This is a genomic window from Roseomonas sp. WA12 (genome assembly GCF_054165765.1).
In genome coordinates, this window is the sequence record NZ_CM135108.1 from 335,231 (window position 1) to 361,276 (window position 26,046).

Annotated in this window: 27 protein-coding genes; 12 read left to right on the forward strand and 15 right to left on the reverse strand. The window is 70.1% G+C overall.

The genetic code is table 11. The annotated features are described in order from the left end of the window. Positions 1 to 101 precede the first annotated feature (101 nt). Both ACVBD7_RS01560 and ACVBD7_RS01565 read right to left on the reverse strand, forming a co-directional pair. Complete coding sequence (locus tag ACVBD7_RS01560) at positions 102 to 800, reverse strand: trimeric intracellular cation channel family protein (RefSeq protein ID WP_458095768.1); 699 nt, start codon at positions 798 to 800, stop codon at positions 102 to 104. Positions 801 to 814: 14 nt separating this feature from the next. Next, positions 815 to 2,050, reverse strand: a complete 1,236-nt coding sequence (locus tag ACVBD7_RS01565) for an MFS transporter (protein ID WP_458095769.1) — start codon at positions 2,048 to 2,050, stop codon at positions 815 to 817. 94 nt (positions 2,051 to 2,144) lie between these two features. Between ACVBD7_RS01565 and ACVBD7_RS01570 the strand changes: the two genes are divergently transcribed. Together ACVBD7_RS01570 and ACVBD7_RS01575 are read left to right on the forward strand one after the other, a co-directional pair. Beyond that, positions 2,145 to 2,618 (forward strand): hypothetical protein, encoded by a 474-nt coding sequence (locus ACVBD7_RS01570; RefSeq protein ID WP_458095770.1) that lies wholly within the window; start codon positions 2,145 to 2,147, stop codon positions 2,616 to 2,618. 138 nt (positions 2,619 to 2,756) lie between these two features. Next, on the forward strand, positions 2,757 to 2,981 hold the full coding sequence (locus ACVBD7_RS01575) for a hypothetical protein (RefSeq protein WP_458095771.1): 225 nt from the start codon (positions 2,757 to 2,759) through the stop codon (positions 2,979 to 2,981). A 105-nt stretch (positions 2,982 to 3,086) separates the two neighbouring features. On the opposite strand, the gene ACVBD7_RS01580 is transcribed toward ACVBD7_RS01575, so the two are convergent. The 3 genes from ACVBD7_RS01580 to ACVBD7_RS01590 all read right to left on the reverse strand — a co-directional run bounded on the left by ACVBD7_RS01580 (position 3,087) and on the right by ACVBD7_RS01590 (position 5,372). Then, positions 3,087 to 3,950, reverse strand: a complete 864-nt coding sequence (locus ACVBD7_RS01580; protein ID WP_458095772.1) for a LysR family transcriptional regulator — start codon at positions 3,948 to 3,950, stop codon at positions 3,087 to 3,089. 78 nt (positions 3,951 to 4,028) lie between these two features. Further along, complete coding sequence (locus ACVBD7_RS01585; protein ID WP_458095773.1) at positions 4,029 to 4,841, reverse strand: DUF2076 domain-containing protein; 813 nt, start codon at positions 4,839 to 4,841, stop codon at positions 4,029 to 4,031. Positions 4,842 to 4,925: 84 nt separating this feature from the next. Then, positions 4,926 to 5,372, reverse strand: coding sequence for a CoA-binding protein (locus tag ACVBD7_RS01590; RefSeq protein ID WP_458095774.1), 447 nt, complete (start codon positions 5,370 to 5,372; stop codon positions 4,926 to 4,928). A gap of 129 nt (positions 5,373 to 5,501) precedes the next feature. Between ACVBD7_RS01590 and ACVBD7_RS01595 the strand changes: the two genes are divergently transcribed. After that, positions 5,502 to 7,145 carry a glycoside hydrolase family 17 protein gene (locus tag ACVBD7_RS01595; protein ID WP_458095775.1) on the forward strand — a complete coding sequence of 548 codons (1,644 nt, stop codon included), beginning with the start codon at positions 5,502 to 5,504 and terminating at the stop codon, positions 7,143 to 7,145. Here the strand turns inward: ACVBD7_RS01595 and ACVBD7_RS01600 are convergent. The 3 genes from ACVBD7_RS01600 to ACVBD7_RS01610 form a co-directional block, all read right to left on the reverse strand. Then, positions 7,114 to 7,938 (reverse strand): alpha/beta fold hydrolase, encoded by an 825-nt coding sequence (locus tag ACVBD7_RS01600; protein WP_458095776.1) that lies wholly within the window; start codon positions 7,936 to 7,938, stop codon positions 7,114 to 7,116. The genes ACVBD7_RS01595 and ACVBD7_RS01600 overlap by 32 nt on opposite strands. 67 nt (positions 7,939 to 8,005) lie before the next feature. Continuing rightward, a complete protein-coding gene (locus ACVBD7_RS01605; protein WP_458095777.1) occupies positions 8,006 to 8,227 on the reverse strand; it encodes a hypothetical protein in 222 nt (73 codons plus the stop codon). Next, entirely contained in the window at positions 8,224 to 8,967 is a 744-nt protein-coding gene (locus tag ACVBD7_RS01610) for a TSUP family transporter (protein WP_458095778.1), read from the reverse strand. The genes ACVBD7_RS01605 and ACVBD7_RS01610 overlap by 4 nt, the downstream gene beginning before the upstream one ends. Positions 8,968 to 9,062: 95 nt before the next feature. On the opposite strand from ACVBD7_RS01610, the gene ACVBD7_RS01615 reads away from it, so the two are divergent. Continuing rightward, a complete protein-coding gene (locus ACVBD7_RS01615) occupies positions 9,063 to 9,959 on the forward strand; it encodes a LysR substrate-binding domain-containing protein (protein ID WP_458095779.1) in 897 nt (298 codons plus the stop codon). Between the two features lie 96 nt (positions 9,960 to 10,055). Beyond that, a complete protein-coding gene (locus tag ACVBD7_RS01620) occupies positions 10,056 to 10,559 on the forward strand; it encodes a YciE/YciF ferroxidase family protein (RefSeq protein ID WP_458095780.1) in 504 nt (167 codons plus the stop codon). A gap of 90 nt (positions 10,560 to 10,649) precedes the next feature. Here the strand turns inward: ACVBD7_RS01620 and ACVBD7_RS01625 are convergent, their stop codons facing one another. Then, entirely contained in the window at positions 10,650 to 10,961 is a 312-nt protein-coding gene (locus ACVBD7_RS01625) for a DUF167 domain-containing protein (protein ID WP_458095781.1), read from the reverse strand. 2 nt (positions 10,962 to 10,963) lie between these two features. Next, a complete protein-coding gene (locus ACVBD7_RS01630) occupies positions 10,964 to 11,347 on the reverse strand; it encodes a hypothetical protein (protein WP_458095782.1) in 384 nt (127 codons plus the stop codon). A 92-nt stretch (positions 11,348 to 11,439) separates the two neighbouring features. On the opposite strand from ACVBD7_RS01630, the gene ACVBD7_RS01635 reads away from it, so the two are divergent. Both ACVBD7_RS01635 and ACVBD7_RS01640 read left to right on the forward strand, forming a co-directional pair. Beyond that, positions 11,440 to 12,270: a S49 family peptidase gene (locus ACVBD7_RS01635; protein ID WP_458095783.1), complete on the forward strand. Its 831-nt coding sequence runs from the start codon at positions 11,440 to 11,442 to the stop codon at positions 12,268 to 12,270. A 6-nt stretch (positions 12,271 to 12,276) separates the two neighbouring features. Then, a complete protein-coding gene (locus tag ACVBD7_RS01640) occupies positions 12,277 to 12,600 on the forward strand; it encodes a hypothetical protein (protein WP_458095784.1) in 324 nt (107 codons plus the stop codon). Here ACVBD7_RS01640 and ACVBD7_RS01645 read toward each other — a convergent pair. Together ACVBD7_RS01645 and ACVBD7_RS01650 are read right to left on the reverse strand one after the other, a co-directional pair. Next, on the reverse strand, positions 12,566 to 13,306 hold the full coding sequence (locus ACVBD7_RS01645) for an SDR family NAD(P)-dependent oxidoreductase (RefSeq protein ID WP_458095785.1): 741 nt from the start codon (positions 13,304 to 13,306) through the stop codon (positions 12,566 to 12,568). The two genes, ACVBD7_RS01640 and ACVBD7_RS01645, sit on opposite strands and share 35 nt — an antisense overlap. Further along, positions 13,303 to 14,628 carry a family 1 glycosylhydrolase gene (locus tag ACVBD7_RS01650; RefSeq protein ID WP_458095786.1) on the reverse strand — a complete coding sequence of 442 codons (1,326 nt, stop codon included), beginning with the start codon at positions 14,626 to 14,628 and terminating at the stop codon, positions 13,303 to 13,305. Before ACVBD7_RS01650 ends, ACVBD7_RS01645 begins: the two co-directional genes overlap by 4 nt. A 276-nt stretch (positions 14,629 to 14,904) precedes the next feature. Between ACVBD7_RS01650 and ACVBD7_RS01655 the strand changes: the two genes are divergently transcribed. Genes ACVBD7_RS01655 through ppdK form a run of 3 tightly spaced genes read left to right on the forward strand, consistent with a single transcriptional unit; the run spans position 14,905 to position 20,740 of the window. Then, the gene (locus tag ACVBD7_RS01655) at positions 14,905 to 15,813 is read left to right on the forward strand and encodes a glycine--tRNA ligase subunit alpha (RefSeq protein WP_458097615.1); all 909 of its coding nucleotides are present in this window, start codon (positions 14,905 to 14,907) and stop codon (positions 15,811 to 15,813) included. Then, the gene (gene glyS, locus ACVBD7_RS01660) at positions 15,813 to 18,050 is read left to right on the forward strand and encodes a glycine--tRNA ligase subunit beta (RefSeq protein WP_458095787.1); all 2,238 of its coding nucleotides are present in this window, start codon (positions 15,813 to 15,815) and stop codon (positions 18,048 to 18,050) included. The genes ACVBD7_RS01655 and glyS overlap by 1 nt, the downstream gene beginning before the upstream one ends. Before the next feature lie 11 nt (positions 18,051 to 18,061). After that, positions 18,062 to 20,740 (forward strand): pyruvate, phosphate dikinase, encoded by a 2,679-nt coding sequence (gene ppdK / locus ACVBD7_RS01665; RefSeq protein WP_458095788.1) that lies wholly within the window; start codon positions 18,062 to 18,064, stop codon positions 20,738 to 20,740. A 92-nt stretch (positions 20,741 to 20,832) separates the two neighbouring features. Here ppdK and ACVBD7_RS01670 read toward each other — a convergent pair whose 3' ends face one another. After that, entirely contained in the window at positions 20,833 to 22,362 is a 1,530-nt protein-coding gene (locus ACVBD7_RS01670) for an ABC transporter substrate-binding protein (protein ID WP_458095789.1), read from the reverse strand. Between the two features lie 79 nt (positions 22,363 to 22,441). Beyond that, positions 22,442 to 23,353, reverse strand: a complete 912-nt coding sequence (locus ACVBD7_RS01675) for a polysaccharide deacetylase family protein (protein ID WP_458095790.1) — start codon at positions 23,351 to 23,353, stop codon at positions 22,442 to 22,444. A 120-nt stretch (positions 23,354 to 23,473) separates the two neighbouring features. Here ACVBD7_RS01675 and ACVBD7_RS01680 point away from each other — a divergent pair, with 120 nt between their 5' ends. Both ACVBD7_RS01680 and ACVBD7_RS01685 read left to right on the forward strand, forming a co-directional pair. Continuing rightward, a complete protein-coding gene (locus ACVBD7_RS01680; protein WP_458095791.1) occupies positions 23,474 to 24,493 on the forward strand; it encodes a ketopantoate reductase family protein in 1,020 nt (339 codons plus the stop codon). Beyond that, positions 24,490 to 25,242, forward strand: a complete 753-nt coding sequence (locus tag ACVBD7_RS01685; protein ID WP_458095792.1) for an SDR family NAD(P)-dependent oxidoreductase — start codon at positions 24,490 to 24,492, stop codon at positions 25,240 to 25,242. The genes ACVBD7_RS01680 and ACVBD7_RS01685 overlap by 4 nt, the downstream gene beginning before the upstream one ends. Here the strand turns inward: ACVBD7_RS01685 and ACVBD7_RS01690 are convergent. Next, positions 25,239 to 25,943 carry a creatininase family protein gene (locus ACVBD7_RS01690; RefSeq protein WP_458095793.1) on the reverse strand — a complete coding sequence of 235 codons (705 nt, stop codon included), beginning with the start codon at positions 25,941 to 25,943 and terminating at the stop codon, positions 25,239 to 25,241. The genes ACVBD7_RS01685 and ACVBD7_RS01690 overlap by 4 nt on opposite strands. Between the last annotated feature and the right edge of the window lie 103 nt (positions 25,944 to 26,046).

The window sequence follows — 26,046 nt, forward strand, 5'->3', positions numbered from 1 at the left end:
CTTCCGAGCACGCGAGCGATTTGGAGAAGAAATCCTCGGCCCGCCGATGCGGTTGGAAGCTTCTGCTGCCGGGCGGATGCCCGTCCTCCGCCGAACCAGCGTTAAGGCCGGGGAGGGTTGTTGCGCGCGGCCTCTCCCTTCCGGTCCGCCTCGGGCTCCGGATCCGCAGCCCCGCTCGCCGCCTGTCCGCCATAGGCCGGCAGGGACCACCCACCTCCCAACGCTGCCGCCCTGAACAGGAAGGCCAGCAGCACCCCGGCCCCGACCGCGACAGCCCGCTCCGCACCCAGCCCGTGCAGCGCCAGGAACACACCGGCCCCGGCGGCCGCGGCGGTCGCGTAAATCTCCCGCCGAAGGATCAGCGGAATCTCCCCGCAGATGACGTCGCGGATCAGCCCGCCGAAGCTTGCCGTCATCACCCCCATCAGCACCGAAACCCAGGGTGCCGCCCCCGCACGGGCCGCCGCCTCCGCCCCCAGCACGGCGAACACCGCCATCCCCGCCGCATCGGCCCAGAGCAGCAGCGCCACCCGCCGCTCCACCCGCGGCGCGACGAAGAACACCAGCAGCGCAAAGGAGGCGGCCAGCACGGCGAGCTCGGGCCGCCCGAGCCACGCGACCGGCAGCCCCAGCAGAAGGTCGCGCAGGGTCCCGCCGCCGAAGGCCGTCGCCCCTGCCACCAGCAGGAAGCCAACGGGGTCCATCCGCTTGCGCGCTGCCGCCAGGGCGCCCGCTGTCGCGAAGGCGGCCGTGCCGATCCAGCCAAGCGCTTCCAACGCCAGGTCGAGCGGCGCGGCCACCGCGTCGCCCCGCCCTACTCGGCGGGCAGCGGGGTCGGCGCGGCCTGGCGCGCGGCGCGCAGCGCCCCGCCCCGCGCGGTGCCAGCGCAGAGTAGCGAGAGCACCAGCAGCAGGGCCACGGTCGGCAGCACCATCCAGGCCATGCCGCGGTCCAGCATCATCCCGAAAGGCACGGGCGTGATCGCCCCGCCCAGCGGCAGGCCGGAGGAGATGAAGCCGAACACCTTGCCCATTTGCCCCGGGGGCGCGGCGTTCTTCACCATCACGTCTCGCGGGGTGCGGGAGGCGCCGAGCGCCCCGCCCGCCACCAGCGCCACCACGGGCAGCGCCACCTCCGGCAGCGGCAGCAGCCCTATCGCCAGGAACAGCGCCACCGAGAGCGCCGTCAGCCCCGTGACAAAGGTGAAATGGCGCGTGTGCCGGTCCGCATACCAGCCGCCGATCAGCACCCCGCCCGTCGCGCCCACGACATAGCCAGTGAGGGCGAGGGAGGCGACGGCGAGCGGCGTGCCCCACAGCCGGTCGAGCGTCGCGATGAGGAAGGACTGGATGCCAACGCCCGCCATGGAGGACAGCAGGAAGAAGGCGAAGAACATCAGCATCGTGCGGGACAGCAGAACCTCCCGCCCCACCGGCGCCGAACCCTTTTTCGGCCGCGCCTGGTCTTGCAGGATACGCGACTGCAGCACGATGGCCGCCACCACGGGCACGCCGAGCAGCCCCAAAGCGAGCAACGTAGGCCGCCAGCCCACGCCCAGCGTCTGCGTCATCAGCCCGATCGCGAGCGGCGCGATGGCGAAGCCGAGATTGCCTGTAAAAGTGTGCATAGCGAAGGCCCGGCCCATCCGTTTCTCGCCGATGCTGCTGCCGAGGATCGCGTAATCCGCCGGATGGATCACCGAGTTCCCGATGCCCGACAGCACCGCCAGCGCCAGGATCACCCAATAGTTCGGAGCCAGCGCCATGGCGGAGATGGAGAGCGCCATGATCAGCGTGCCCCCTACCAGGAAGGGCCGCGCCCCATAGCGGTCCACCAGGAAGCCCACGGGCGTTTGCAGCAGCGCCGTCACCGCACTCATCAGCGCAACCGAGAGGCCCAGCACCGCGTAGGACACGCCAAACTCCTCCCGCCAGATCGGGAACAGCGGCGCCAAGCACAGCATGTAGAAATGCGAGAGGAAATGCCCGGTGCCGATCAGCCCGATGATCCGCCAGTCGCGGTCGGGGGAGGGGGCGTCGGCGTTCTGCATCGGCCGCAAACTGCGCCCCGTCGCGCCGGGCGGTCAATCGCCCGCCTGGGCCTCGGTCGGACACCGCCCCCGCCCGAGTTCCTACCAAGCAAGAGTGCGCATCGGCCTCGGCGAGGTCCTCGTCGGCGCAACCATCGCCCGCGTGCGCCAGTCCCGCCATCCGGACGGCAAGGAAGGCGACATCCTGCTCTCCCATTCCGGCTGGCAGCACTTCGGGCTGCCGGACGGAACGGGCCTGCGCCGGATCGACCCGCCGATCGCGTCTCCTTCCACGGCACTGGACGTCCTTGGCATGCCGGGCTTCACGGCCAATGCCGGCCTGCGCAACATCGGCCAGCCCCGGCCGGGCAAAACGGTGGTGGTCGCCGCCGCCAGCGGCGCCGTGGGCTCGGCCGTCGGGCAGATCGCGCGGATCCGGGGCGCGCGCGCCGTGGGGATCACCACCGGCGCCGCTAAGCTCGCCCATGTCCGAGACGATCTTGGCTTCGATGCCGTCGTTGACCACGGGCACCCGATTTCGCGGCGGCGCTGGCCCGGGCCTGCCCGAACGGCATCGATGTCTATTTAGAGAATGTCGGCGGCCATGCCTGGGATGCGATCCTTCCCCTGCTCAACCACCACGCCCGCATTCCGCTCTGCGGGCTGATCTCCCAGTACAATTACCGGCCCGCAGCCTAGCGACCGGCTGGACCGTCTGCCCGGCGCCATGCACGAGCTGCTCTATCGCAGCATGACGCTCCGCGGCTTCATCCAGACAGAGTTCGCCGAGGCGCAGGAGGCCGACTTCCTGCGCGAGGCAGCGCCCAGGGTGGCTGATGGCCGGCTGCGCTGGCGGGAGGATGTCGTGTCCGGATTGGACAAGGCGCCCGAGGCGTTCATCGGCCTGCTCGAGGGGGGGCAATTTCGGCAAGCTTCTCATCCGGCTCGGTGAGGACTGAACCGCGGGCCGCGGCGGCACCTGGGCCTGTCTGCACTTACGAAGCGGGCGGCGCGCCCAGGGGAGCAGAACGGCCCTCCCTGCCACCAGGTGCACCCCTCAGGCGGCCAGCGCGGCCCGCGAAACCGTCTCGCGGATCGCCTCCACCAACGGCCCTGCCAATTGCGCCAGCGCCCCAAGATCGCCGAACACCGCCATGTCAGCCACGCCCAGGGGCGGCAGGCCGGGCAGGGGAACCAGCCCTTCCGGCAGGCCCGAGGCCCCGATCACCGTCGCGCCCAACCCCGCCTGCGCCGCCGCCGCAACGCCAAGCAGGCTGGCCGAGGTGTAGACGATCTCGAACCCCAGCCCCGCCCGCGCCAGGGACGCCATTGCCCGGTCGCGGAACATGCAGCCCGGTGGCAGCATGGCCAGCGGCAGCGGCCGCCCCTCCGGCGCCATCCAGCCCGGTGCCGCCGCCCAGATCACCGGCTCCGTCCACAGAAGACTGCCCTCGCTCTCCCCGTCCCGCCGCTTGCCGAGCACGAGGTCGAGCGACCCCGCCTCCATCTTCCGCCGCAACTCATGGGAACGCCCGACCTCCACCTCCAGCCGGATGCCGGGATGGGACCGGGAGAAGCGCGCCAGCAGTGGCGCCAGGTTCCGCGGCACGAAGTGGTCCGCCACACCCAGCCGCAGCCGCCCGGAAACGGGCGGCGCCACCAGCCGGCTCACCGCCTCCTCGTTCAGGGCCAGCATCCGCCTTGCATAGGCCAGCAGCGTCTCGCCCTGCGGCGTCAGCGCCACGCTGCGGCTGGTCCGCTCCAGCACGCGCTTGCCCAGAAGCTCCTCCAGCCGGCGGATCTTCAGCGAGATCGCCGATTGCGTCAGCCCCAGCGCGGGCGCCGCCGCCGTGAAGCCGCCGCGCTCCGCCACCTGCACGAAGCAGCGGAGAAGATCGAGGTCGAGGTCCGGAACACGCATCGGGGGCGCAGGCTGAACCTGCGCCCCCGACGAGGTCAATGAGAACCCGCCAGGATCACCCGGCGGATCGATGAGTGATCAGATATCCTCGTCGAAGCCGCCGGCATCGTCAAAGCCGGCCGCGTCGTCAAAGCCACCGCCGGCATTGTCGTAGCCGGCTGCGTCATTGCCGCCCCAGCCGCCCTGGTCCGCCACCGGCGAAGCGTCGTTCCCCGCCGCGCCCGGATCGGTCCAGGGCGAGGAGGCGGGCGTGTTCACCGCCTGCTCCCCGAAGGCCCCGCCGCCCGTCGCGTCGGACACACCCGAGGCCGCGCTGGCCGCATGCGCGCCACCGCCCGAGAACATCCCCATCATCATGTTGCCCAGCACCATGCCGCCGGCAACGCCCGCCGCCGTGGTCAGCGCTGTGCCGAGAAAGCCCGAACCGCCGCGCCCCTGCTGCATCATGGCCGGGTTCATCGCGCCCTCGGGCGGCTGGATCGGCTGGGGGCGCGGCGTCATCGGCATGGGCCGGTTCCCCCCGCGGCCGCCACCAAACAGCCCGCCGAACAGGCCACCGCCGCCCTGCTGCTGTTGGTTCGCCTGCGCCTGGTTCTGGGTGTTCTCCAGCTGCCACTCCAGCTCCTGGATGCGGTTCTGCGCCTGCACCAGCGCGGCCTCCTGCACGAAGGCCGTCTGAGTGATGCGGTAGCGCGCCTCCGGGTAGCGCGAGAACAGGTCGGCGATCAGCCGGTCTGCCTCGGGATCCACGGGGGGCAGGCTGGGCGCAGCCTGGGTGTTGGGCACGCTGCGCGCACCCCAGGGCCCGTTGGAGGTCGCGGCCGGCCGTGATGCGGCGCCAGAGACGCGCTCCACATAGCCGGAAATGATGCGGCGCTCTTCCTCGGTCATATCCCTCGAAACTCCTCGTTGTGGACGAATGCCCACGACGGCCGCGAGATGGCCCGCAGCCCCGAACCTTTCAAGATGTTAATCTTAGGCCGGACCCGCGGGGACACGGGAAGGCAGGCCCAGCCGCCCCCACTCGATCGCGGGGCAGCGGTCCATCACAATCGTCACCCCCGCCGCCCGCGCCCGTTCTGCTGCCTGATCGTCCCAGACGCCAAGCTGCAGCCAGACCGACTTCGCACCCAGCCGGATCGCCTCGTCCACCACCGCGCCGGCCTCTTCGCTTCGGCGGAATACATCCACCATGTCGAGCGGCGAGGCCTCCTCTAGCGAGGGCACCGCCTGCATCCCGTGCACGCTGCGGCCATCCAGCGCGGGATTCACGGGGATCGCGGTGTAGCCGCGGTCCAGCAGGAAACCGAACACGCCGAAGGAGGGCCGGCTCGGCTTGTCCGAGGCCCCCACCACTGCGATCTGCCGGGTCCGCAGCAGCAGGTCCCGCACCACATCGTCGCCTAAGCCGTCCCTGGGCATACCGAATTCCTCGAAAAGGGCAGGGGGCAGTTGGGCCCGCCGCCGCACTGTTCCAAGCAACGCCCGAATGGGGCCGGATCGCGGCACCTCCGCCTTTCGTGAGCCTCGGGCCGCCGCTACACCCGCCCCATGCCTGCCGCCCGCACCCTGACCGCCCCCGCGCTGCTCATCGCCGTGCTCGTGACGATCCTGGCCTGGTGGATCCCCAACCGGGAAATGGCCGGCGATGTGCCGATGGTGGCCGACCGCTTCAACTCCGTCTCCTTCGCCCCCTTCCGCGAGGGCCAGAGCCCGCTGCGCGACAGCTTCCCCACCGCCGCCCAGGTGGAGGAGGACATCCGCCTCATCGCGCCTCGGGTCCGCGCCATCCGCAGCTACGCCAGTATCGAGGGCCAGTACGACACCGCCGAGATCGCCGGCCGCCACGGCGTGAAGATGTGGAAAGGCGCCTGGCTCGGCCGCGACCTCCGCCAGAACGACCGCGAGATCGCCGCCCTCATCGCGACGGCCAACCGCTACCCGGAGACCGTCGAGCGCGTCGTTGTCGGCAACGAGGTGCTGCTGCGCCGCGACCTACCGGTGGAGGAGCTTGCCCGCCAGCTCGATCGCGTGAAGGCCGCCGTCCGCCAGCCCGTCACCTATGCCGATGTCTGGGAATTCTGGGCCCAGTTCCCCGAGCTGGCCCGCCATGTCGACATCGTCACCATCCACATCCTCCCCTACTGGGAGGACGAGCCGCTCGGCGTCGATGTCGCGATGGCGCATGTCCGCGACGTGTATCGCCGCATCAAGGCGATGTTCCCCGACAAGCCCATTGCCATCGGCGAGATCGGCTGGCCCAGCGCCGGCCGCTGGCGCGAGGGCGCCGTCCCCTCCCGCGTGGATCAGGCCGTCTTCCTCCGCCGCTTCATCCAGCTGAGCCGCGAGGAGGGATTCGACTACAACCTCATCGAGGCCTTCGACCAGGTCTGGAAGTACCGCAACGAGGGCACTGTCGGCGCCGCCTGGGGCCTCTGGACCGCCGACCGCCAGCCGAAGTTCGACCTTTCCGGCCCTGTGCGCGAGAACCCCTGGTGGCCTTGGTACGCCGCCGCCGCCCTCGCCCTCGGCGCCACCATGTTCGCGGCCACCACTCGCGCCTGGCCTAAAGCGGCGGGATGGACGCTCGCCCTGCTTTCCGCCGCCCTCGGCAACGCGCTCGCCTACGCCTTCTGCGGCGGCTGGCCTTATGCGTTCGACGAGCACCTGAAGCTCGCCTTCGTCGTCAACATCCTCGGCCAGGCGCTCCTCGCCGCGCTGCTGCTGCGCCGCGCCGGCCAGCGCCTCTCCGGCAACCCGGTGGAACCGGTCCGCAACGGTGCCCAGGCCAGCGCGAACATCCGCTCCGTCTTCCGCGGCCGCTTCCGCCCGCGGGACTGGCGCGCCTTCGCCTTCGAGGACCTGTTCTTCCTCTTCATCGCCACCGCCGCCGTCCTTCAGCTCATGCTGCTCTTTGACCCGCGCTACCGCGACTTCCCTTTCCCGACCTTCGCGGTCCCGCTGGTCGCCGTCCTCGCCCGCGCGCTGCTGGGCGACCTGCCCCGCCGCGGCGGCGGCTGGGCCGAATGGCTCGCCGGCGGCGCGCTGCTGCTCTGCGCCATCGCCAGTGCTGTGAACGAGGGGCCGCACAACCTCCAGGCCCTCGGCTGGACCGCCTGCGCCATCGGCCTCGCGATCCCGCCGCTGCTGCGCTTCGGCCGCCCTATCCCCGCCCGCCCGGACAGCCGCGGATAAACGCCGCAACCAGGTCCGTCACCGCATCCGCCTGCTCCAGGCTCGGCAGATGGGCGGCGCCGGCCACCACATGGCCCGCCGCATCCGGTAACCGGGCCACGACCTGACTGCACCGTTCCTGAATATGCGGAAAGTCGAAATCGCCCCAGATCACCAGGGCCGGCACCGATAGCTCTCCCAACTGGCCGAAGGCGGAGGTGGCGTCGCCGTCCGTCCCCACCGGCGACGCGCGCAGCGCGATGCCGTTCATCTCAAGGAACAGCCGCCGTGCCTCACCCACAACACGCCCTTCCGGCGCCAGCGGCCCGTCCAGCCAGAGCCGCGCTTTCATCGCATTTACCCGATCCAGGTCGCCGCTGCTCTCCGCCGCGTTCATCTCACGCATCAGCGCCGCGATCTCGGGCGAATAGTTTGCCTCCGGTGCGCCCGTCACCGTCGGCGCGATGAGCACCAGCCCACGCACCGAAGCGGGATGCCGAAGCGCCAGGTCGAGCGCGATCCGCCCGCCCTGCGAGCATCCCACAAGGACCGCCGGCCCTCCTTCCGCTAAGGCCTCCATCACCGCTTTTGCGTCGCTGACCGCCGAGAACGCCTCCGCCCCGGCGCGCGTCCCGCCAAAGCCCCGCCGGTCATAGGCGATGGCCCTGCTGCGAGCCCCGATCCCATCCATCTGCGTCCGCCACATGCGGCTATCGCAGACATTGGCGTGCAGGAAGAGCACCGGATCACCCTGGCCGACCATCTCCGCCGCCAGCACAGCAGTGCCAGAGGCGATCGCGTGACGAGTGCTCATGATCCATCCTGGGTAGTAGCGAGAGGCGCTAAACTACCGCGAAGATCACCCCGCATGCAGATCCCGGTCAGCCCAACCCGCGCCCGTATTCCGCCAGACACTGCAATCCCAGCGGCGTGACCCGAACCGGATCGGCCCGCACCACCAGCCCGCGCTCCAGCGCCTCCTCCCACACCGTCAGCCGCGGACAGGAGGTGCGCCAGGCCTCCATCACCTCCGCATAGGCGCGCGGCCGCTGCGCGACCCATTCCACCAGATCAAGCACCAGCGGCTCCGTCACCCCGCTCATGCCCCGAACATCTCCCAGGCGCCCTGCACGACGTAGTACAGCGCGATGACCGTGATCAGCCGCCCCGCCCAGCTGCGGTACTGCGTATCGCTCAGCATCTCGAGCAATGGCTTGGCCAGGGTGGTGCCGAGGATGGATGCCGCCACCGCCAGCCCGGCCAGCACCGGGTCCAGCTCCCCCGTCGCGCTCACCAGCCCGCCGAAATAGAGCAGCTTCCCCGCGTGACTAAAAATCTGGCATGCCGCCTTGGTCGCCACGATTTCGCGCCGTTCCAGCTTCCCGCCCAGGAAGAAGCTGTCCATCAGTGGCCCCGACACGCCGGTCAGGATCATCAGTGCCATGCAGACCGCGCCGTAGAACACGCCGTGCGACAGACGCTCCGGATCGGGCTTCAGCCTCGCCGGCGCCAGCCGCACGAGAAACGGCGTCAGCCCGAGCATCAACAAGGCCGTGGCGCGGGACGGCACGAAGTTCACCAGCCCCAGCACGACAAGGGCCAGCAAGGCGCCCAGCAGATACTGCGCCATCGGGCGGAACCGCACATGCCGCCACCACAGCGCCGCGCGCCAACCATTGCTGGCCATCTGCGTCACCGCATGCAGCACCATCGCGTCGGCCACAGGCAGCACCGCCAGCAGCACCCCGATCAGCACCAGGCCGCCCGCCATGCCGAACACGCCCGAGAGCAGGGCCGTCCCCACCATCAGCACCGTCAGCCCCAGCATCAGCAGCGGTGTCATCGGCGGTTCTCCTCTCCCCAGGGTTTCCGCCCGATGGGCCCCGCGCGCAAACGGTGTTATCTGAGGGCCACCCCCAGTTTTCCTGATGGTGCCCGATGCGCAGGCTGCCCTCCCTCAACGGCGTCCGGGCCTTCGAGGCAGCCGCGCGGAACGGCGGCTTCGCCGGTGCCGCCCGCGAATTAAATGTCACCCCCGCCGCCATCAGCCGCATGGTGCAACTGCTGGAACAGCGCCTGGGCGTGCCGCTGTTCCAGCGCGAGGCAAACCGGCTGTCGCTCACCTCACACGGCCGCCTCTACCAGGCCGGGCTGACCCAGATCCTCGATTCCCTCGCCCAACTTACCGCCGACGTCGCCGGCCAGCCCGAAAGCCATGTGCTGACGGTCGGCGTGGGCCCCACCTTCGCCATCCGCTGGCTCATCCCCCGCCTCGCCGCCTTCCAGCGCGAGGTGCCTGATGTGGAGGTGCGCATCACCACCGGCGGGGTCGCTGCCCCCTTCGCCGAGGACTGGACCTGCGGCATCCAGCTCGGCGACGGCCGCTGGCCCGGGCTGAGCGCCGAACCGCTTTTCACCGCAGACCTTCTCCCCGTCTGCGCCCCGGCCCTGGCCGCCGGACTGGACACGCCGCAGGCCCTGGACCCCGCCCGTCTCATCCGCGTGGCCCATGCGCCGGAGGACTGGCCGCGCTGGCTTGCCGGCGCGGGCCTTCCCGCGCTCCGCCCCGCCGGCCCGGTCTTCGAGTTCTACGGCCAGGCACTGCAGGCGGCGGCGGACGGCATCGGCATCGCCCTCGGCCTGCGCCCCTATATCGACGACGACCTTCGCGCCGGCCGCCTCGTCGCGCCCTTCGTCCTGCCGGTGCCGAAAGGCCGCGGCTGGCACCTGGTGTTCCGTGAGCGGCGGCGGGCAGAGCCGGGCTTCGTGGCCTTCCGGGACTGGCTGTTGCGTCAGTCCGCCGAGGCAGGTGCCCCCGTCCCGCCACGCGGCTGAGGCAACGGCCTTCGGCCCGGGGCGTTGAACGGGCTGGCGGCCCACGGCCGGCCAACCCGCGAAGATCCGCAAACCCTCGCACGAAGGCAGACCGCCATGGGCCTTTTCTCCAAGCCGATCAAAACCCTCGACGACCTGTTCGTCCACATGCTGCAGGACGTCTATTACGCCGAGAACCGGATCACGAAGGCCCTGCCGAAGATGATCGACAAGGCGACCGATCCCCAGCTGAAGCAGAACTTCGAGCTGCACCTGCAGGAGACGAAGAACCAGATCGTCCGCCTGGAGAAGGTGTTCCAGATGCACGGCCAGCCCGTGAAGGGCGTCACCTGCGCCGCCATGGACGGCATCCTCGAGGAGGCCGAGGAGGTGATGGGCGACGTGGACGACAAGGAGGTGCTCGACGCTGCCATGCTCGCCTCCGCCCAGGCGGTTGAGCACTACGAGATCACCCGCTACGGCACCCTCGTCGCCTTCGCCCGCCAGCTTGGCCGCAATGACTGCGCCTCCGTCCTCGAGGAGACGCTCGCCGAAGAGAAGGCCACTGACAAGAAGCTGACCATGCTCGCCGAGAGCAAGGTCAACCGCATGGCCGCCTGAGGCGTTTCATCTCAAGCCTCGGGCGATCCACCAGGGGCAGGCGCGCCGGTCCGGCATCCCGCAGGGGATGAAGGGCCGGCGTTTCCCTTTTCAGGACAGGATCGCGTCCAGCTTGGCGGCCATCGCGGCTGAATCGCCGCGCGCCAGCACCGTCTTCTCCCGGGATGTCTCGCCCTGCGTGACCGAAACCCGGGATTGCGTGACCTCCAGCACCTTCGCCAGTACGACGCAGATGGCGCGGTTCGCGCGCCCATCCTCCGGCGCTTCGGCCACGGCCACCCTGATCCGCGGGCCATCCAGCCCGGCAATAAGCCCCTGCAATCCGGGCCGCCGCGCGCGGGGCTGGGCCTTCACCCGGAGCTCCAGCCCGCCCTCGACCACGCGCCAGGCGGACTCCTGCAAGATCATCCCCGGGCCAGCGCGGACCGCGCCCGCGCATTCGCTTCCACCCAGGCCCAGCCGCCGAGCGCGGCCCCGACCATCCCCCAGGTCGCGTTGAAATTCAGCACCGCGATCACGCCCATCGCCACCGCCGCTGCCCGCACCGCGAAGGGCGCGCCGATGAAGGCCCACACGCCGAGCGCGAGCGCCGCCGCGCCCCAGAGCTGCCAGTGCTGCAACCACAGCAGCACCGCCCGCGGCCGGCAGGCGAATGGCGCCTGCGCCATGTCCAGGCACAGCGCGCCCATCTCCCGCGGCTCCACCTGGAGGTAGCGGTACAGCACCATCAGCCCGATGGCAGCGAGAACGGCCAGGGCGGCCCGGAGATCACGCTTGGCGAACGACATGCCTCCGAGATCGCGCGATCCCGGGCGCCTTGCAAGCGGCATCATTGGGGCAATACCTTGAACCGGCCGCACGGCACGCGACCTGTGGAGGGATGAACTTCCCCTTTCTCGACCGTCCCCCCGTGGTGGCCGTGGTGCGGCTGCAGGGCGTCATCGCCCCTCGTGCCAACGGCTTCGCCGGGCCAACCCTCTCCGCCGCCGCGCTGGATCCGGTGCTGGAACGCGCCTTTGCGCTCAAGCGCCTGACTGCCGTGGTTCTGGCGGTGAACTCGCCCGGCGGCTCCCCCGCGCAATCCTCCCTCATCGCCGCCCGCATCCGGCAGCTCGCGGAAAAGAAGAAGGTCCCGGTCATCGCCTGCGTGGAGGACGCGGCGGCCTCCGGCGGCTACTGGCTCGCCTGCGCGGCGGACGAGATCGTGGCGGACCCCACCAGCATCATCGGCTCGATCGGCGTCATCTCCTCCGGCTTCGGCTTCGAGGAGGCGATCGCCCGGCTGGGCATCGAGCGCCGCCTCGTCACCGCCGGGGAGGACAAGTCCTTCCTCGACCCCTTCCGCCCCGCCGACCCCGCCCAGCAGGAGCGGCTGCGAGAGCTGATGGCCGGGCTGCACCACGAATTCATTGCCTGGGTCGAGGCCCGCCGCGGAACCCGCCTGAAGCGGGACGGCGAACCCCTGTTCAGCGGCCGCTTCTGGACCGGCCGCCGCGCCCTGGAACTCGGACTGGTGGACAGGCTGGGCGACCTGCGCGGCGAGGTGGTCCGCCGCTTCGGTGAGAAGGCGAAGATCGTCCCCCTCGGCGCCCGCCGCCCGCGCCTGCCCTGGCGCCTGCTCTCCGGCGCCACGCTGGATCCGGCCGCGGCGGTGGAGGGCGCGCTCGCGGCCGTCGAGGCGCGCACCGCCTGGACCCGCATCGGCCTCTGACACGCGATGACCATGACCGAGCAGGAACGGGCTGATTTCGAGACGGCCATGGGCGAATCCTTCGCCGCCGCCGTCTGTCCGCCTGTGCTCTTTGAGGATGCCTCGCCGCATGAGTGCTGCGAGGCCATCCGCTCCGTCCTGGGCCCGCAGGTGACGCCTCAGTTCCTCGCGGCGCTGTCCGGCGCGGAACTGGTGCGGCTGGCGGACGATTTCGGGCACTACTTCCAGGCGCCATCCCCCAGCGTCACGCAGATCGAGGCGGGGATCGCCTTCACCCTCGCGCGCTGGCCTGCCCCTAGAGCCGCGCCAGCCGCCCGCCATCGACGATGAGGGTGGTCCCGGTGACATAGGCGGCTTCCCCCGAGGCCAGGAAGGCGATCGCTGCCGCCAGATCCTCGGGCTTGCCCACGGCGCCGGTGATCGTCTCCGCGCCGCTCTTCACATTGGGGTTGTCCCACAGCATCGGCGTATCCACCGCACCGGGCGCCACGCAGTTGATGCGGATGCCGCGCCCCTCCAACTCGATGCTCAACCCCCGCGTCATCGCTTCCATCCCGCCCTTGCTGGCGGCATAGGGCACGACATTCGGCGTGGTCTGGTGCGCGTGGACGGAGCTGACATTCACCACCGCGCCGCCTTTGGGCATATGCGGCACGCCGTGCTTCACAAACAGGAACACGGAGCGCAGGTTCACCCCCAGCACCCGCTCGAAATCCGCCTCGGCGGTGTCGAGCAGCGGCGTGAAGGTCATCATCGCGGCGCAGTTCACGATGGCGTCCAGCCGCCCCCAGCGCTCCACCACCTGCCCGATCGCCGCCTGCACATCGGCGGAGGCCGACACATCGGCGCGCACCGCCAACCCCTCGCCACCCGCCGCCCGGATCGCCTCCGCCACCTCCGCCGCGCGATCCTCCTTCAGGTCCACCACCGCGACACGGCCGCCCTCGGCCGCGAGCCGCAGGCAGGTGGCCCGCCCGATGCCGGAACCACCGCCCGTCACCAGGCACACCCGTTCCGCGAACCGCATCGCCGTCATTCCCCGCCTCCCCAATCCTGGCCCGGACCCTCCGCCCGCACGCGGTGCCGGGCGTTGCGAAGCGCGTGGTGGCGCAACCGCTCGGACCGGGCATCCGCCTCCTCGTCACCGGGCATATCGAGAGGCAGCACGAGGCTGTCGCTCTGCGCCGGCAGCACCGTGGACCAGTCCCGGATCAGCTGCTTGTAGGCACGTCCCACCGGGCGGATGTTGCGGTCCAGGTCGAACAGGCCGAGCGCGTTGACGTTGCCGTTGTTCTCACGCAGCGCCGTGTCCCAATCCACCTGGTCGGTGATCGAGTACCAGGTGAAGCCAAGGATCGGGATGCCCACGTTCCGCACCAGCAGAACGTTCGCCCATTCCTTCCACAGCCAGTTCACCGCCTCCTGCCCCGTCGGCCCCTCGATGAGGTTGGTCTCGGTGTGCATCACGGGCATCTGATAGCGGTCGTGGTACTGGCGTGTGATCTCGGCATAGCCGAACACCTCGCCCGCCGCCTCGGTATGGCCGCTGGAGAACACGCGGTGCTCATTGGTCACGTAATAATCCGTGCCCATCACGCAGTGGCGGCGCAGGCGGTTCTCGAGGAAGAAGTGGTACTCCTCCTTTGTCATGCCGTTATCGAGCAGGAACTCGTACATGCCGCTGTCCACGCGCCGGCCGTAATTGAGGTCGAGCGACAGGAAACGCTGCTGGTTCATCGCCTCCGCCGGCCCGATCGCGGTGGGGGTCGAGGCGTGGAAATACTCGCTCGATTCGCTCTGCACGAAGATCGCGTCCGGCCGCACGTCGAGGATGGCGTGCATCGCCAGCACATTGGCGCGCACGAGATGCTTCAGCGCCGTGACGAAGCCGCGGTCGGACGTCATCTGCTCGTTCCACCAGCCATACCGGCCGGAGAACTGCGCGCAGACGAACATCTCGTTCACCGGGGTGTAAAGCTGCACCCAGGGAAAGCGCACGGCGAAGTCGCGGGCGTAGCGCGCGAAGAGACCCGGAAAGGCCCCGTTCTGGAAATTGCCGATCCAGTCCGGCACGCCGAAATGACAGAGATCGACGATCGGCATGATCCCCCGCCGGCGCAGCTCGGCGAAGGTCTCGTCCGCGAAGGACCAGTCATACCGTCCATCGCCCAGCCAGGTGCGGTGCAGCGGCGGCCCGTAGCGAAGGAACTGGATGCCCAGCTCCTCCACGCAGTCGAAGTCCTGGCGCCACTTTTCGTAATGGCCGCACTTCTCCATCTCGTCCGCCCGCTGACGGCCGCCATCGATGGTCGGGTAGCTGTTCTCCACGCCGGTGGCGAACATGAAGCCTGACGCCATGGTGCTTCCTCGCCTCTGCCTGCCCTTGGAGCCCGACCGGGCCGGGCAGTTCAGGCCACAACGTGCCGGCAGCCCCACCGATGCAGCCAGCCCCGGCCGTCAGCCCGATGTCAGCCTGCATCCGCACCGCCCGGTGATGCCCGCCCGGCATGCCTCACGGCGCACCGCCGCCATGTTCCCGCCCTGGAACACCCTGGCGCGCCCGGCCGCCGCGGGATCCGGGGCAGGGGGCCTTCCTTGCCCGGCCGGGCCGGGGGCCCCTATACCGGCCGCGCCATGAACACCGCCCCGCTTCCCGCCGGGAAGACCCAGCCGCCCGCCCCCGGCGGAGAGCCGCTCCCGTTCCAGGACATGATCCTGGCCCTCCACGCCTTCTGGTCGCGCCAGGGCTGCGCCATCCTGCAGCCCTACGACATGGAAATGGGCGCGGGCACCTTCCATCCCGCTACCACACTCCGCGCCCTGGGCCCGAAGCCCTGGCGCGCCGCCTATGTGCAGCCCAGCCGCCGCCCCACCGATGGCCGCTACGGCAACAACCCCAACCGCCTGGGCGCCTACTACCAGTACCAGGTCATCATGAAGCCCAGCCCGCCCGACCCGCAGTCCCTGCTGATCGAGAGCTACAGGGCCATTGGCATCGACCCGATGCTGCACGACATCCGCTTCGTCGAGGACGACTGGGAAAGCCCGACCCTGGGCGCCTGGGGCCTTGGCTGGGAGGTCTGGTGCGACGGCATGGAGGTGACGCAGTTCACCTATTTCCAGCAGGTCGGCGGTATCCCCTGCGCGGTTCCATCGTGCGAGCTGACCTACGGGCTGGAGCGCCTGGCCATGTACATCCAGGGCGTCGAGAACGTGTACGACCTGAAATTCAACGCTGCTGGCTTGACCTATGGCGACGTTTTCCTGCGCAACGAGCGGGAGTTTTCCGCCTACTCCTTCGAGCACGCCAACGTGCCCGTCCTCTCCCGCCACTTCGCGGAAGCCGAGGCGGAGTGCAACGCGCTCTGCGACGCGGCGCTGCCGCTGCCCGCCTATGACCAGTGCATCAAGGCCAGCCACCTCTTCAACCTGCTGGACGCCCGCGGCGCCATCAGCGTGACCGAGCGCGCCGCCTATATCGGCCGCGTCCGCGCCCTGGCGAAACGCTGCTGCGAAGGCTGGCTGGCGGGGGAGACGGTCTGATGCCCGAGCTCCTCCTGGAAATCCTCTCCGAGGAAATCCCCGCCCGTATGCAGGCCCGCGCCGCCGAGGATCTCGCGCGGCTGCTCGCGGAAGCCCTGAAGCCCGCAGGCCTCACCCTCGAGGGTGCCCGCACGCTCTACGGCCCTCGCCGCATTGCCCTCATCGCCCAGCTTCCCGCCGCCACGCCGACGAGCGAGCGCGAGGAGAAGGGGCCCCGCCTGGGCGCGCCCGAAAAGGCGCTGGACGGCTTCGCCCGCAAGCACAACCTGCCCGACGCCGCCATCGCCGCCATGCGCGCCGCGACCGAGGCGGCCGATGCGCCGATCTATGACGAGGGCGGCCTCACCATCCTCGCCCGCCCGGAGAAGTCCGGCGCCTCCTTCCTCCTCCGCCTGCAGAACCCCGCCCGCGCCAGCGCCGTGGTCCTCGCGGAAGCCATCCCCGCCCTGATCCGCCGGTTCCCCTGGCCCAAATCGATGCGCTGGGGTACCTCGGACCTCATCTGGGTCCGCCCGATGCAGCGCATCCTCTGCCTGCTCGACGGCGCCGTCGTCCCCTTCGCCCTCGCCGGCAGCGATGACGACGCCCACGGCCTCCGCTCCGCCGACCTCACCGAGGGCCACCGCATCCAGTCCCCTGGCGCTTTCGCCGTCACCTCGGTCGCGGAATACGAAGCCGGCCTGCGCGCCCGCTCCGTCATCTCCGACGCCGCAGAGCGCGAGCGCCTGATTGAGACCGGCATCGCCGAACTGGCTGCGGCCGAGAACCTCGAGGTCGTCCCCGACCGGGGCCTCCTCGCCGAGGTCGCCGGCCTTGTCGAGTGGCCCGTCCCGCTGCTCGGCCGCATCGACGACGCCTTCATGGACCTGCCGCCGGAGCTCATGCGCACCACCATGCGTGTGAACCAGCGCTACTTTGCCCTTCGCCATCCCGACGGCCGTCCCGCCGCCCGTTTTGCGCTGGTGGCGAACATCGCGGCGCATGACGGCGGCGCCGCGATCGTCGGCGGCAACGAGCGCGTCCTCCGCGCCCGCCTGTCCGATGCCCGCTTCTTCTGGGACCTGGACCGCAAGGGGATCCTGGAAGCCTTCCTTCCCAAGCTCGACACCGTGGTCTTCCACGCCAAGCTCGGCACCCAAGGTGACCGCGTGCGCCGCCTGGAACGCCTGGCCCGCCATATCGCCCCGCTGGTTGGCGCCGACCCCAACCTCGCCGCCCGCGCCGCCCGCCTCGCGAAAGCCGACCTCGCCTCCGGCATGGTGGGCGAGTTCCCGGAACTCCAGGGTGTCATGGGCCGCTACTACGCGCTCCACGCCGGCGAGGACCCTCGCGTGGCCGAGGCCATCGGCGCTCATTACCGCCCCCTCGGCCCGGGCGACGCCGTCCCTGCCGAACCTGTCGCCATCGCCGCCGCGCTCGCCGACAAGCTCGACCAGCTCGCCGGCTTTTTCGCGGCCGACGAGCGCCCCACCGGCTCGGGCGATCCCTACGCGCTGCGCCGCGCGGCGCTGGGCGTCATTCGCATCATTCGGGAGAACAACCTGCGCCTGCCGCTGGGTGACGCGGTGGCCGAGGCCTTCTTCGGCTACCCGATGGCCCAGGGCATGACCGCCAACCCCGAATTCGGTATGGCCGTCGCCGCCGAGCGGATGAATGCCGGCTGGCAGCCGCCCGCCGGCTCGAATCACCCGCCCATGGTCGCCGCCTTCGCCCAGGGCGTGGTCGAGTTCCTGGCCGAGCGCCTCCGCGTGCAGATGCGGGCCGAGGGCCTGCGTCACGATCTCGTGGCCGCCGCCTTCGGCACCTCGGGCGATGACGACCTGAACCGCCTTCTCGCCCGCGCCGATGCGCTGCGCGACTTCCTCTCCTCCATCGAGGGTACAGACCTGCTGGCCGCCTATCGCCGCGCGGCCAACATCCTGCGAATCGAGGAAAAGAAGGACGGGCGCAGCTACGCCCCGGCCGTGGACCCCGCGCTTCTTCGCGCGCCGGAGGAGATGGCACTCGCCGCCGCCCTGGAAGCCGCCCGCCCCGGCGTCACCGCCGCCCTGTCGCGCGAGGATTTTGCGGGCGCCATGGCCGCCCTGTCCCCGCTCCGGGCGCCTGTGGATGCCTTCTTCGACCGGGTCACGGTCAACGACCCGGATAGGGAGTTGCGCGGGAATCGGCTAGGCTTGCTGGCGATGCTGCGCGGCGCCATGGACGAGGTCGCCGACATCTCGCGCATCGAGGGTTAGGGGACGAGTTCATGACGAGCTGGGTCTATGGCTTCGGCGCTGGTCGCAATGACGGGCGCGCGGACATGCGCAACCTCCTGGGCGGCAAGGGCGCCAACCTGGCGGAGATGGCCTCCATCGGCCTGCCCGTGCCGCCCGGCTTCACCATCACCACCGAGGTCTGCACCTTCTTCACCGAGAATGGCAGCACCTATCCGGATGACCTCGACCCCCAGGTGAAGACCGCCCTGGCACGGGTGGAGGAGGCCGTCGGCGCCCGCTTCGGCGATGCCCAGAACCCGCTTCTCGTCTCGGTCCGGTCGGGGGCCCGCGTCTCCATGCCGGGCATGATGGACACGGTCCTCAACCTCGGCCTGAACGACACGACGGTGAAGGGCCTGGAGGCCGCTTCCGGCGATGCCCGCTTCGCCTGGGACAGCTACCGCCGCTTCATCCAGATGTACGGCTCCGTGGTGCTGGGCGTGGACCATCACCGCTTCGAGGAGATCATCGAGGACGCGAAGCTCGACCGCGGCGTCGTCGAGGACACGCATCTCACGCCCGAGGACTGGCAGCGCGTCGCCGCCCAGTACAAGGACATGGTCCGCGAGGTCACCGGCAACGACTTCCCGATGGACCCCTGGGCCCAGCTCTGGGGCGCGATCGGCGCGGTGTTCGGCAGCTGGATGAACCAACGCGCCATCACCTATCGCCGCCTGCATGACATCCCCGCCGACTGGGGGACGGCTGTGAATGTTCAGGCCATGGTCTTCGGCAACATGGGCGACGACTGCGCGACCGGCGTCTGCTTCACCCGCGACCCGTCCACGGGCGAGGACATCTTCTACGGCGAGTATCTGATCAACGCGCAGGGCGAGGACGTCGTCGCCGGCATCCGTACGCCGCAGCCGATGAGCGAGGCCCGCGCCAAGCCCGGCGAGCGCAGCATGGAAGCGGCGATGCCCGCCGCCTATGCCGAGCTGGTCGCGGTGCGCGCCAAGCTCGAGCGCCACTACGCGGACATGCAGGACATCGAGTTCACGGTCCAGCGCAACAAGCTCTACATGCTGCAGACGCGCAACGGGAAGCGCACCGCCGCCGCCTCGCTCAAGATCGCGGTCGACATGGCCAATGAAGGCCTGATCGACCGGTCCGAGGCCGTGCGCCGCGTGAACCCGGGCTCGCTCGACCAGCTCCTGCACCCGACGCTGGACCCGAACGCGCCCCGCAAGCTCCTGTCCCGCGGCCTGCCCGCCTCGCCCGGCGCTGCCAGCGGCGTGGTGGTCTTCTCGGCGGATGAGGCAGAGGCCCGCTCGCAGAAGGGCGAATCCGTCATCCTCGTGCGCATTGAGACCTCGCCCGAGGACATCCACGGCATGCACGCCGCCCGCGGCATCCTCACCACCCGTGGCGGCATGACCAGCCACGCGGCGGTGGTCGCCCGCGGCATGGGCCGCCCCTGCGTCGCCGGCGCCGGCGGCATCGTAGTGGACTACGCCTCCCAGATCCTCCAGGCCGGCGGCGTGCAGGTGCAGGCCGGCGAGACCATCACCCTCGATGGCGCGACGGGCGAGGTCTTCGCCGGCACCGTCGCCATGGTGGAACCCAAGCTCTCCAGCGACTTCGAGACGCTGATGGGCTGGGCCGACAGCGTGCGCCGCCTCAAGGTCCGCGCGAATGCCGAGACGCCTCTCGACGCCGACACCGCCCGCAAGTTCGGCGCCGAGGGCATCGGCCTCTGCCGCACCGAGCACATGTTCTTCGACCCATCCCGTATCTCCGCTGTGCGCCAGATGATCATGAGTGAGACGGAGAGCGGCCGCCGCGACGCGCTCGCCAAGCTGCTGCCCTTCCAGCGGGACGACTTTGTCGAGCTGTTCCGCATCATGGCCGGCCTGCCCGTCACCATCCGCCTGCTCGACCCGCCGCTGCACGAATTCCTCCCCCACAAGGAGGAGGAGTTGGCCGAGGTGGCGGAAAGCCTGGGCGCCGACCTCGCCACGATGAAGCGCCGCGCCGCCGACCTCTCGGAAGCCAATCCCATGCTCGGCCACCGCGGCTGCCGCCTGGCAATGACCTTCCCCGAGATCGCCGAGATGCAGGCCCGCGCCATCTTCGAGGCCGCCGTGATCGTGGCGAAGGAGGCCGAGGCCCCGGTCCCCGAGATCATGATCCCGCTGGTCGCCACGAAGAAGGAGCTGGAGATCAGCCACGCGCAGATCGACAAGATCGCGCAGGAAGTCTTCGCCGAGGCAGGGATGACCATCGACTACTTCGTCGGCACGATGATCGAGCTGCCGCGCGCCTGCCTCACCGCCGACCGCATCGCCGAGACCGCCGACTTCTTCTCCTTCGGTACCAACGACCTGACGCAGACCACCTTCGGCCTGTCCCGCGACGACGCCGGCAAGTTCCTGCCCCTCTATGTCGAGAAGGGCATCCTGCCGAAGGACCCCTTCGTCTCCATCGACGTGGAAGGCGTAGGCGCCCTCGTCCGCATCGCCGCCGAGAAAGGTCGCGCCACCAAGCCCAACCTCAAACTCGGCATCTGCGGCGAGCATGGCGGCGACCCCGCCTCGATCACCTTCTGCGAGAGCGTCGGCCTCGACTACGTCTCCTGCTCGCCCTACCGCGTGCCCGTCGCGCGGCTGGCGGCGGCCCAGGCGGCGCTGGCGAATGACAAGGTGGCCGTGGCGGATCGCACGGCCTGAACTGGCGGCTGGGAGGGAGAAGGAATTCTCCCTCCCAGACCTACCCTCATCTTTTTCTGAGGGGCTGCCGCGGAAGGGCGGGGCAGGGGCCTCTAGGGCCGCAGCCGCAGCCCCTGCACGCGGATCAGGCCGTCGGCATTCGGTACGAAGTTCTCCACCCGGTCACTCATGCCCCACAGCCAGGTGTAGTGGTACAGGATCACATGCGGCATCTCCGCGCGGTACAGATCCACCACCTGCCGGTAGAGCGGGATGCGCCTGGACGGATCGGCCAGCGCCCGCGCCTCTGACAGCAACGCCTCCATTCGCGGATTGCAGTAGCGGCCGAAATTGAACGGGCCGTTGCAGGCGAACCAGATCGAGAGATTGGCGTCCGGGTCGGAGCGCCCGCTCCAGGTCAGCAGAGAGGCATCGAAGTCGCCGGCCTGGTTTCGCTGGTTCCCGGCATTGGACTCCACCTGCTCCAACTTCACGTCAAAGCCGGCTTCCCGCGCCATGGACTGGATCACCTCGCCGATCTGTCCGTCGATCGGCGTGTTGGCGAGCTGCAGCGTGAAGGGCACGCGCGTCAAGCCCGCCTGCCGCAGCAGCGCCTTCGCCCCGGCCAGATCGGCCCCGCCCACGGGGTGGTCCGGGTTCCAGTAGCGGGCGCGCGGCGGCTCGGTCTGATTGCTGGGCACGAAGAAGCCGTTGAACACCACTTGGTTGATCGCCTCGCGGTCGATCGCCTTTTCGAAGGCCTGCCGCACCCGCGGATCACGCCCCAGCGGCGTCTCCGAGCGCGGTCCGTGCGCCACGTTGAACTGCAGCGTGCGATAGGCTGCGGCCACATGCCGCGCGAGCCGAAGGCGCCGGTTGGACTGGATGTCCGGCACATCCGTCGGCGCCACCTGATCGACGATCTGCAACTGCCCGGAGCGCAGGTTCAGCATCCGCACCGTGCTGTCGGTGATCGGTCGATAGACGATCCGGTCGATCGAGATAGCGGCGGCGTTCCAGTAGCCTTCAAACCGATCAACGACGATTCGATCCTGAGCGACGCGCTCGGTGAAGGCGAAGGGCCCGGCGCAGACCGGCCGCTGCCCGATCGCCTCCCCGCGCTGCTGGATGGCGGCCGGCGACAGCATCATCCCCGAACGATCCGCCAGCGCGGCGAGCAGCGGCGCGGAAGGGGCGGAGAGGCGCAGCCGCACCGTAAGCAGATCCACGACCTCCACCGCTTCCAGCACCGCCAGCTCGGCCCGCCGCAGGCTGCGCGGCATGGTCCGGAACCGGTCGAGGTTGACCTTCACCGCCTCCGCATCGAAGCCGGTGCCGTCCTGGAACTTCACGCCCTCCCGCAAATGCAGGGTGAGCGCGCGCTGATCGTCCGACCACTCCCAGCGCGTTGCCAGCTGCGGCACATAATTCATCTCGGCGCCGGTATCGATCAGCTTGTCGCAGAGCGACGCGAAGACGTTGCGGTCGATGAAGTTGCCGCTCTGTGCCGGGTCCAGCGGCCCCGGATCGCCCGCCAGCCCGATATTCAGCACCGTCGCGCCTTCCGCTCTTCCCTGGGCCGCGCCCGACACAAGGACAGTCGCGAGAAGAAGGGGCCGTAGCAGGCACAAGGCAGTTCGCATCGAAGGCCCCTTTTGTTTGCCGCCGGTGCCACCGGCTCCCTGGATCGTCACGCCGGCCGCACGGCTTGGCAACACCGCATCAGCCCGCCCCGGCCTTCTCCTTGCACCAGCGCGCGACATCCGCATGGGTGGCGAACCAGCACCCGCCGCGCGCCTTGGCATGCGCGATCAGCCGATCGAGAACCGGCATGCGCGACCGGTGGCCCGAGACATGCGGGTGCAGCGTGAGCAGGAATAACCCGCCCTCCTCCCAGGCCGCATCGAACTCCGCCGTGAAGATCTCCAGCACGGCGGAGGGCGGCGTGTAGGGCCGCAGCGCGCTGAAGCGGACGAAGTTGTAGTAGACCGCATCATCCCGGATCCATTCCGGCGGCAGCTCTACCACCCCGGTCGGCTCCCCATCCGCCACCAGCTCATAGGGGTCGTCATCGGCCATCAGGCTGCTGTCATAGAGCAGCCCGAGCTCGCGAATGATGGACATGGTATCCACCGAGAAGTCCCAGCTCGCGGTGCGAATGCCGACGGGGCGCGTGCCGGAGAGCTTCTCCAGCGTGTCCGCCGCGCGGAAGGTCAGGTCCCGCTCCACGCCCGGGGGGAGGCGTGTGTTCGCCTCGTGAATCCAGGAGTGGATGCCGATCTCATGCCCCGCATCCGCAACGGCGCGCACCTCCTCCGGATAGAGCAGTGCGGAGACGGCGGGATAGAAGAAGCTCGCTGGAACGCCCTCCCGCTCCAGCAGCCGAAGAATGCGCGGCATCGCTGCCCGGTTGCCGTACTGCCCCTGGCTGATCCGCATCGGGCTCTCGTCGGAATCGCGTAGCGGGATCGTGTCGTGATCCGCGTCGAACGAAACTGCGAAGGCGCAGCGCGCTCCGCCCGGCCAGGCCTGGGGCGCAAGGCTGCGTCCGGCCCGCGCGCGCCCGACGATGCGGCGCCAGGTCGCCTCCGGCCACTGCCAGGGCTCGCCATCGGGATGGGCGGGTTCGGTCATCGCGTCTGCTCCGAGGTGCCGCGCCAGCTTCCGGCGCGTCCCGCTCTAAGGCAACACGGCGCCACCTTCCCACCGCCCCCGTTTCCGGCAAACCTGCCGCAAACGGTGATCGGGTGAGCGATGTCGGACGCCAACGAACGGATTCTGATCTGGGGCGCGGGCGCCATCGGCAGTACGGTCGGCGCCGCGCTCCGCCGCGATGGCATGGATGTCACCTTCGTCGATGTCGTACCCGAACACGTGGCCGCCATCCGGCATCCCGGCCTGCGCATCTCCGGCCCAGTCACCGAATTCACGGTCTTCGCCCCGGCGATGCTGCCGGATCAGGTCGAGGGTGTCTGGGACCGCATCTTCCTCTGCGTGAAGGCGCACCACACCGAGGAGGCCTGCCGCGCCCTTGCCCCCCATCTCTCGCCCGAGGGCTACGTCCTGTCGCTGCAGAACGGCCTCTGCGAGCGCGTGATCGCCAGCATCGTCGGCCCCGCGCGCACCATCGGCGCCTTCGTCAATTTCGGCGCTGACTACATCGAACCCGGCCACATCCTGCTCGGCAACCGCGCCGCCGTCGTGCTGGGCGAGCTGGACGGCCAGGAAACGCCGCGCCTGCGCGCCCTGCTCGAAACCCTTCGCCGCTTCGAGCCGGACGCCATCATCACGGAGGACATCCACGCCTATCTCTGGGGCAAGCTCGGCTACGGCGCGATGCTCTTTGCCCAGGCGCTGGGGCAGGGAAGCATCGCCGATGCCTTCGCCCGCCCCGAGCTGGAACCCGCCTTCCGCCGCCTGGGCGAGGAAGCCGTCTCCGTCGCCCTGGCCGAGGGCGTGACCCCGCGCGGCTTCAACGGCTTCGACCCCGACGCCTTCCGCCCGGGCGCCCCGCCCGAGGCCGCTCGCGCCTCCATCGCCGCCATGGAGCACTTTAACCGCGGCAGCGCTAAGACGCATTCGGGCATCTGGCGAGACCTTGTCGTGCGCCGCCGCCGCACGGAGGTGGACATGCAGGTGGTGCCGGTGATCGAGACGGGCGCCGCCCACGGCATCTCCTGTCCCGGCCTCCGCAAGCTCGCCGCCATGATCCACGAGATCGAGGACGGCCGCCGCCCGATGACAGACGACAACCTGCTGGAGCTGATCCCATGACCCTGCGCTTCGATGGCGAGGTGGTGGCCGTCAGCGGCGCCGGCCACGGCCTGGGCCGCTGCATCGCCGAGAGCTTCGCCCGCCTCGGCGCAAAGGTCTGGGGCTGCGGCCCCGACACCGCCGCCAATTCCGAGACCGCCCGCGCCGGCATCGCCATGGCCGCTGTGGACCTGACCGATCGCGCCGCCGCCACCGCCTGGATCGCCGCGGTGGAGGCGGAGGCGGGTGCCCCGATCTCGGTGCTGGTGAACAATGCCGGCGGTGTCGCCGGCCAGGTCTTTCGCCCTGTGGAGGAGGTGACGGACGAGGATTGGGACGCGGTGCTGGCCATCAATCTCGGCGCCGCCTTCGCGCTGTGCCGCGCGGCCGCGCCGGGAATGAAGCGCGCCGGCCGCGGCCGTATCGTCAATATCTCCTCCGGTGCCGGGCTGCAGGCCTCGCTCACGGGCATCCAGAGCTATTGCAGCGCCAAGCACGCCGTTGTCGGGCTGACGCGCCAGCTGGCGCATGAGCTGGGCCCGCACGGCATCACCGTGAACAGCGTGGCGCCCGGCTTCGTCCCCTCCAACCCCGCCAGCAACGCGCAATGGGACAGCTACGGCGAACAGGGCCAGCGCGACCTTGTCTCACGCATCGCCCTCCGCCGCCTGGGCACGCCGCAGGACATCGCGGACGCCGTGCTGTTCTTCGCCAGCCCGCTCGCCGGCTTCGTCAGCGGGCAGGTGCTGTCGGTGGATGGCGGGCGCTAGTTCCAGCCATCCTCGATCAGGTCCCGCGTTTCGGCGACCGCCACGTCCCAGATGCGGAGCATCTCCTCATCCGGGCGCTGGTACACGCCGCCGAAATTGCCGTCGCCGAGCTGCGCGCGCACCCCATCCGGCGGCAGCGAGCGCAGCCGGGCAAGATCCGTCATCGGCTTTCTCTCATCCGGCGGTGGCGGCGCGTTCGGGATACGCGTCCAGGGGAAGTTCTCCATCCAGCTCGCATGGCTGGCCACCGGATCGGTCTCGGTCACCGCCTCCAGGGTGCGCGGCGCGCGCCACCAGTCGTGCCAGCGGGCCCGGCAATCCGGATAGTCGCCCATGAACTCCAGCGCCGCCGCGGCGCCGGGCGTGTTCCCGCCATGGCCGTTGCACAAAAGGATGCGCCGGAACCCCTGCGAGTAGAGGCTCCGCAGCACGTCCTTCAGCACCGCCAAGTAGGTGGTGGCCCGCAGGCTGACCGTGCCGGGATAGGCGGCGAAGGCCGGGGTGATGCCATAGGCCAGCGCGGGAAATACCGGAACGCCGAGCGGCGCCGCCGCTTCGACCGCCACGCGCTCGCTCAGGATGCTGTCCACGCTCAGGCTCAGCCCGGCATGCTGCTCGGTGCTGCCCAGGGGCAGGACGCACCGGTCGTCATGGGCGAGCCAGGCCTCCACCGCCCGCCAGTCCATCTCCGCGATCCTCATCGCCCGCACTCCCGTTGACGCATGGCGGATGCCGTTCCTACGCTGCGGCACAGCATCATTGCCGCGGCCGCCGTCCGGCGCCAGCCATCCCGTCGCAAACCCC

Coding starts and splice junctions, on each gene's coding strand:
- ACVBD7_RS01565 (WP_458095769.1), bottom strand. CDS start 2,050: ATGCAGAACGCCGACGCCCCCTCCCCCGACCGCGACTGGCGGATCATC.
- ACVBD7_RS01575 (WP_458095771.1), top strand. CDS start 2,757: ATGCACGAGCTGCTCTATCGCAGCATGACGCTCCGCGGCTTCATCCAG.
- ACVBD7_RS01580 (WP_458095772.1), bottom strand. CDS start 3,950: ATGCGTGTTCCGGACCTCGACCTCGATCTTCTCCGCTGCTTCGTGCAG.
- ACVBD7_RS01585 (WP_458095773.1), bottom strand. CDS start 4,841: ATGACCGAGGAAGAGCGCCGCATCATTTCCGGCTATGTGGAGCGCGTC.
- ACVBD7_RS01590 (WP_458095774.1), bottom strand. CDS start 5,372: ATGCCCAGGGACGGCTTAGGCGACGATGTGGTGCGGGACCTGCTGCTG.
- ACVBD7_RS01595 (WP_458095775.1), top strand. CDS start 5,502: ATGCCTGCCGCCCGCACCCTGACCGCCCCCGCGCTGCTCATCGCCGTG.
- ACVBD7_RS01600 (WP_458095776.1), bottom strand. CDS start 7,938: ATGAGCACTCGTCACGCGATCGCCTCTGGCACTGCTGTGCTGGCGGCG.
- ACVBD7_RS01605 (WP_458095777.1), bottom strand. CDS start 8,227: ATGAGCGGGGTGACGGAGCCGCTGGTGCTTGATCTGGTGGAATGGGTC.
- ACVBD7_RS01610 (WP_458095778.1), bottom strand. CDS start 8,967: ATGACACCGCTGCTGATGCTGGGGCTGACGGTGCTGATGGTGGGGACG.
- ACVBD7_RS01615 (WP_458095779.1), top strand. CDS start 9,063: ATGCGCAGGCTGCCCTCCCTCAACGGCGTCCGGGCCTTCGAGGCAGCC.
- ACVBD7_RS01620 (WP_458095780.1), top strand. CDS start 10,056: ATGGGCCTTTTCTCCAAGCCGATCAAAACCCTCGACGACCTGTTCGTC.
- ACVBD7_RS01630 (WP_458095782.1), bottom strand. CDS start 11,347: ATGTCGTTCGCCAAGCGTGATCTCCGGGCCGCCCTGGCCGTTCTCGCT.
- ACVBD7_RS01635 (WP_458095783.1), top strand. CDS start 11,440: ATGAACTTCCCCTTTCTCGACCGTCCCCCCGTGGTGGCCGTGGTGCGG.
- ACVBD7_RS01640 (WP_458095784.1), top strand. CDS start 12,277: ATGACCATGACCGAGCAGGAACGGGCTGATTTCGAGACGGCCATGGGC.
- ACVBD7_RS01645 (WP_458095785.1), bottom strand. CDS start 13,306: ATGACGGCGATGCGGTTCGCGGAACGGGTGTGCCTGGTGACGGGCGGT.
- ACVBD7_RS01650 (WP_458095786.1), bottom strand. CDS start 14,628: ATGGCGTCAGGCTTCATGTTCGCCACCGGCGTGGAGAACAGCTACCCG.
- ACVBD7_RS01655 (WP_458097615.1), top strand. CDS start 14,905: ATGAACACCGCCCCGCTTCCCGCCGGGAAGACCCAGCCGCCCGCCCCC.
- glyS (WP_458095787.1), top strand. CDS start 15,813: ATGCCCGAGCTCCTCCTGGAAATCCTCTCCGAGGAAATCCCCGCCCGT.
- ppdK (WP_458095788.1), top strand. CDS start 18,062: ATGACGAGCTGGGTCTATGGCTTCGGCGCTGGTCGCAATGACGGGCGC.
- ACVBD7_RS01670 (WP_458095789.1), bottom strand. CDS start 22,362: ATGCGAACTGCCTTGTGCCTGCTACGGCCCCTTCTTCTCGCGACTGTC.
- ACVBD7_RS01675 (WP_458095790.1), bottom strand. CDS start 23,353: ATGACCGAACCCGCCCATCCCGATGGCGAGCCCTGGCAGTGGCCGGAG.
- ACVBD7_RS01680 (WP_458095791.1), top strand. CDS start 23,474: ATGTCGGACGCCAACGAACGGATTCTGATCTGGGGCGCGGGCGCCATC.
- ACVBD7_RS01685 (WP_458095792.1), top strand. CDS start 24,490: ATGACCCTGCGCTTCGATGGCGAGGTGGTGGCCGTCAGCGGCGCCGGC.
- ACVBD7_RS01690 (WP_458095793.1), bottom strand. CDS start 25,943: ATGAGGATCGCGGAGATGGACTGGCGGGCGGTGGAGGCCTGGCTCGCC.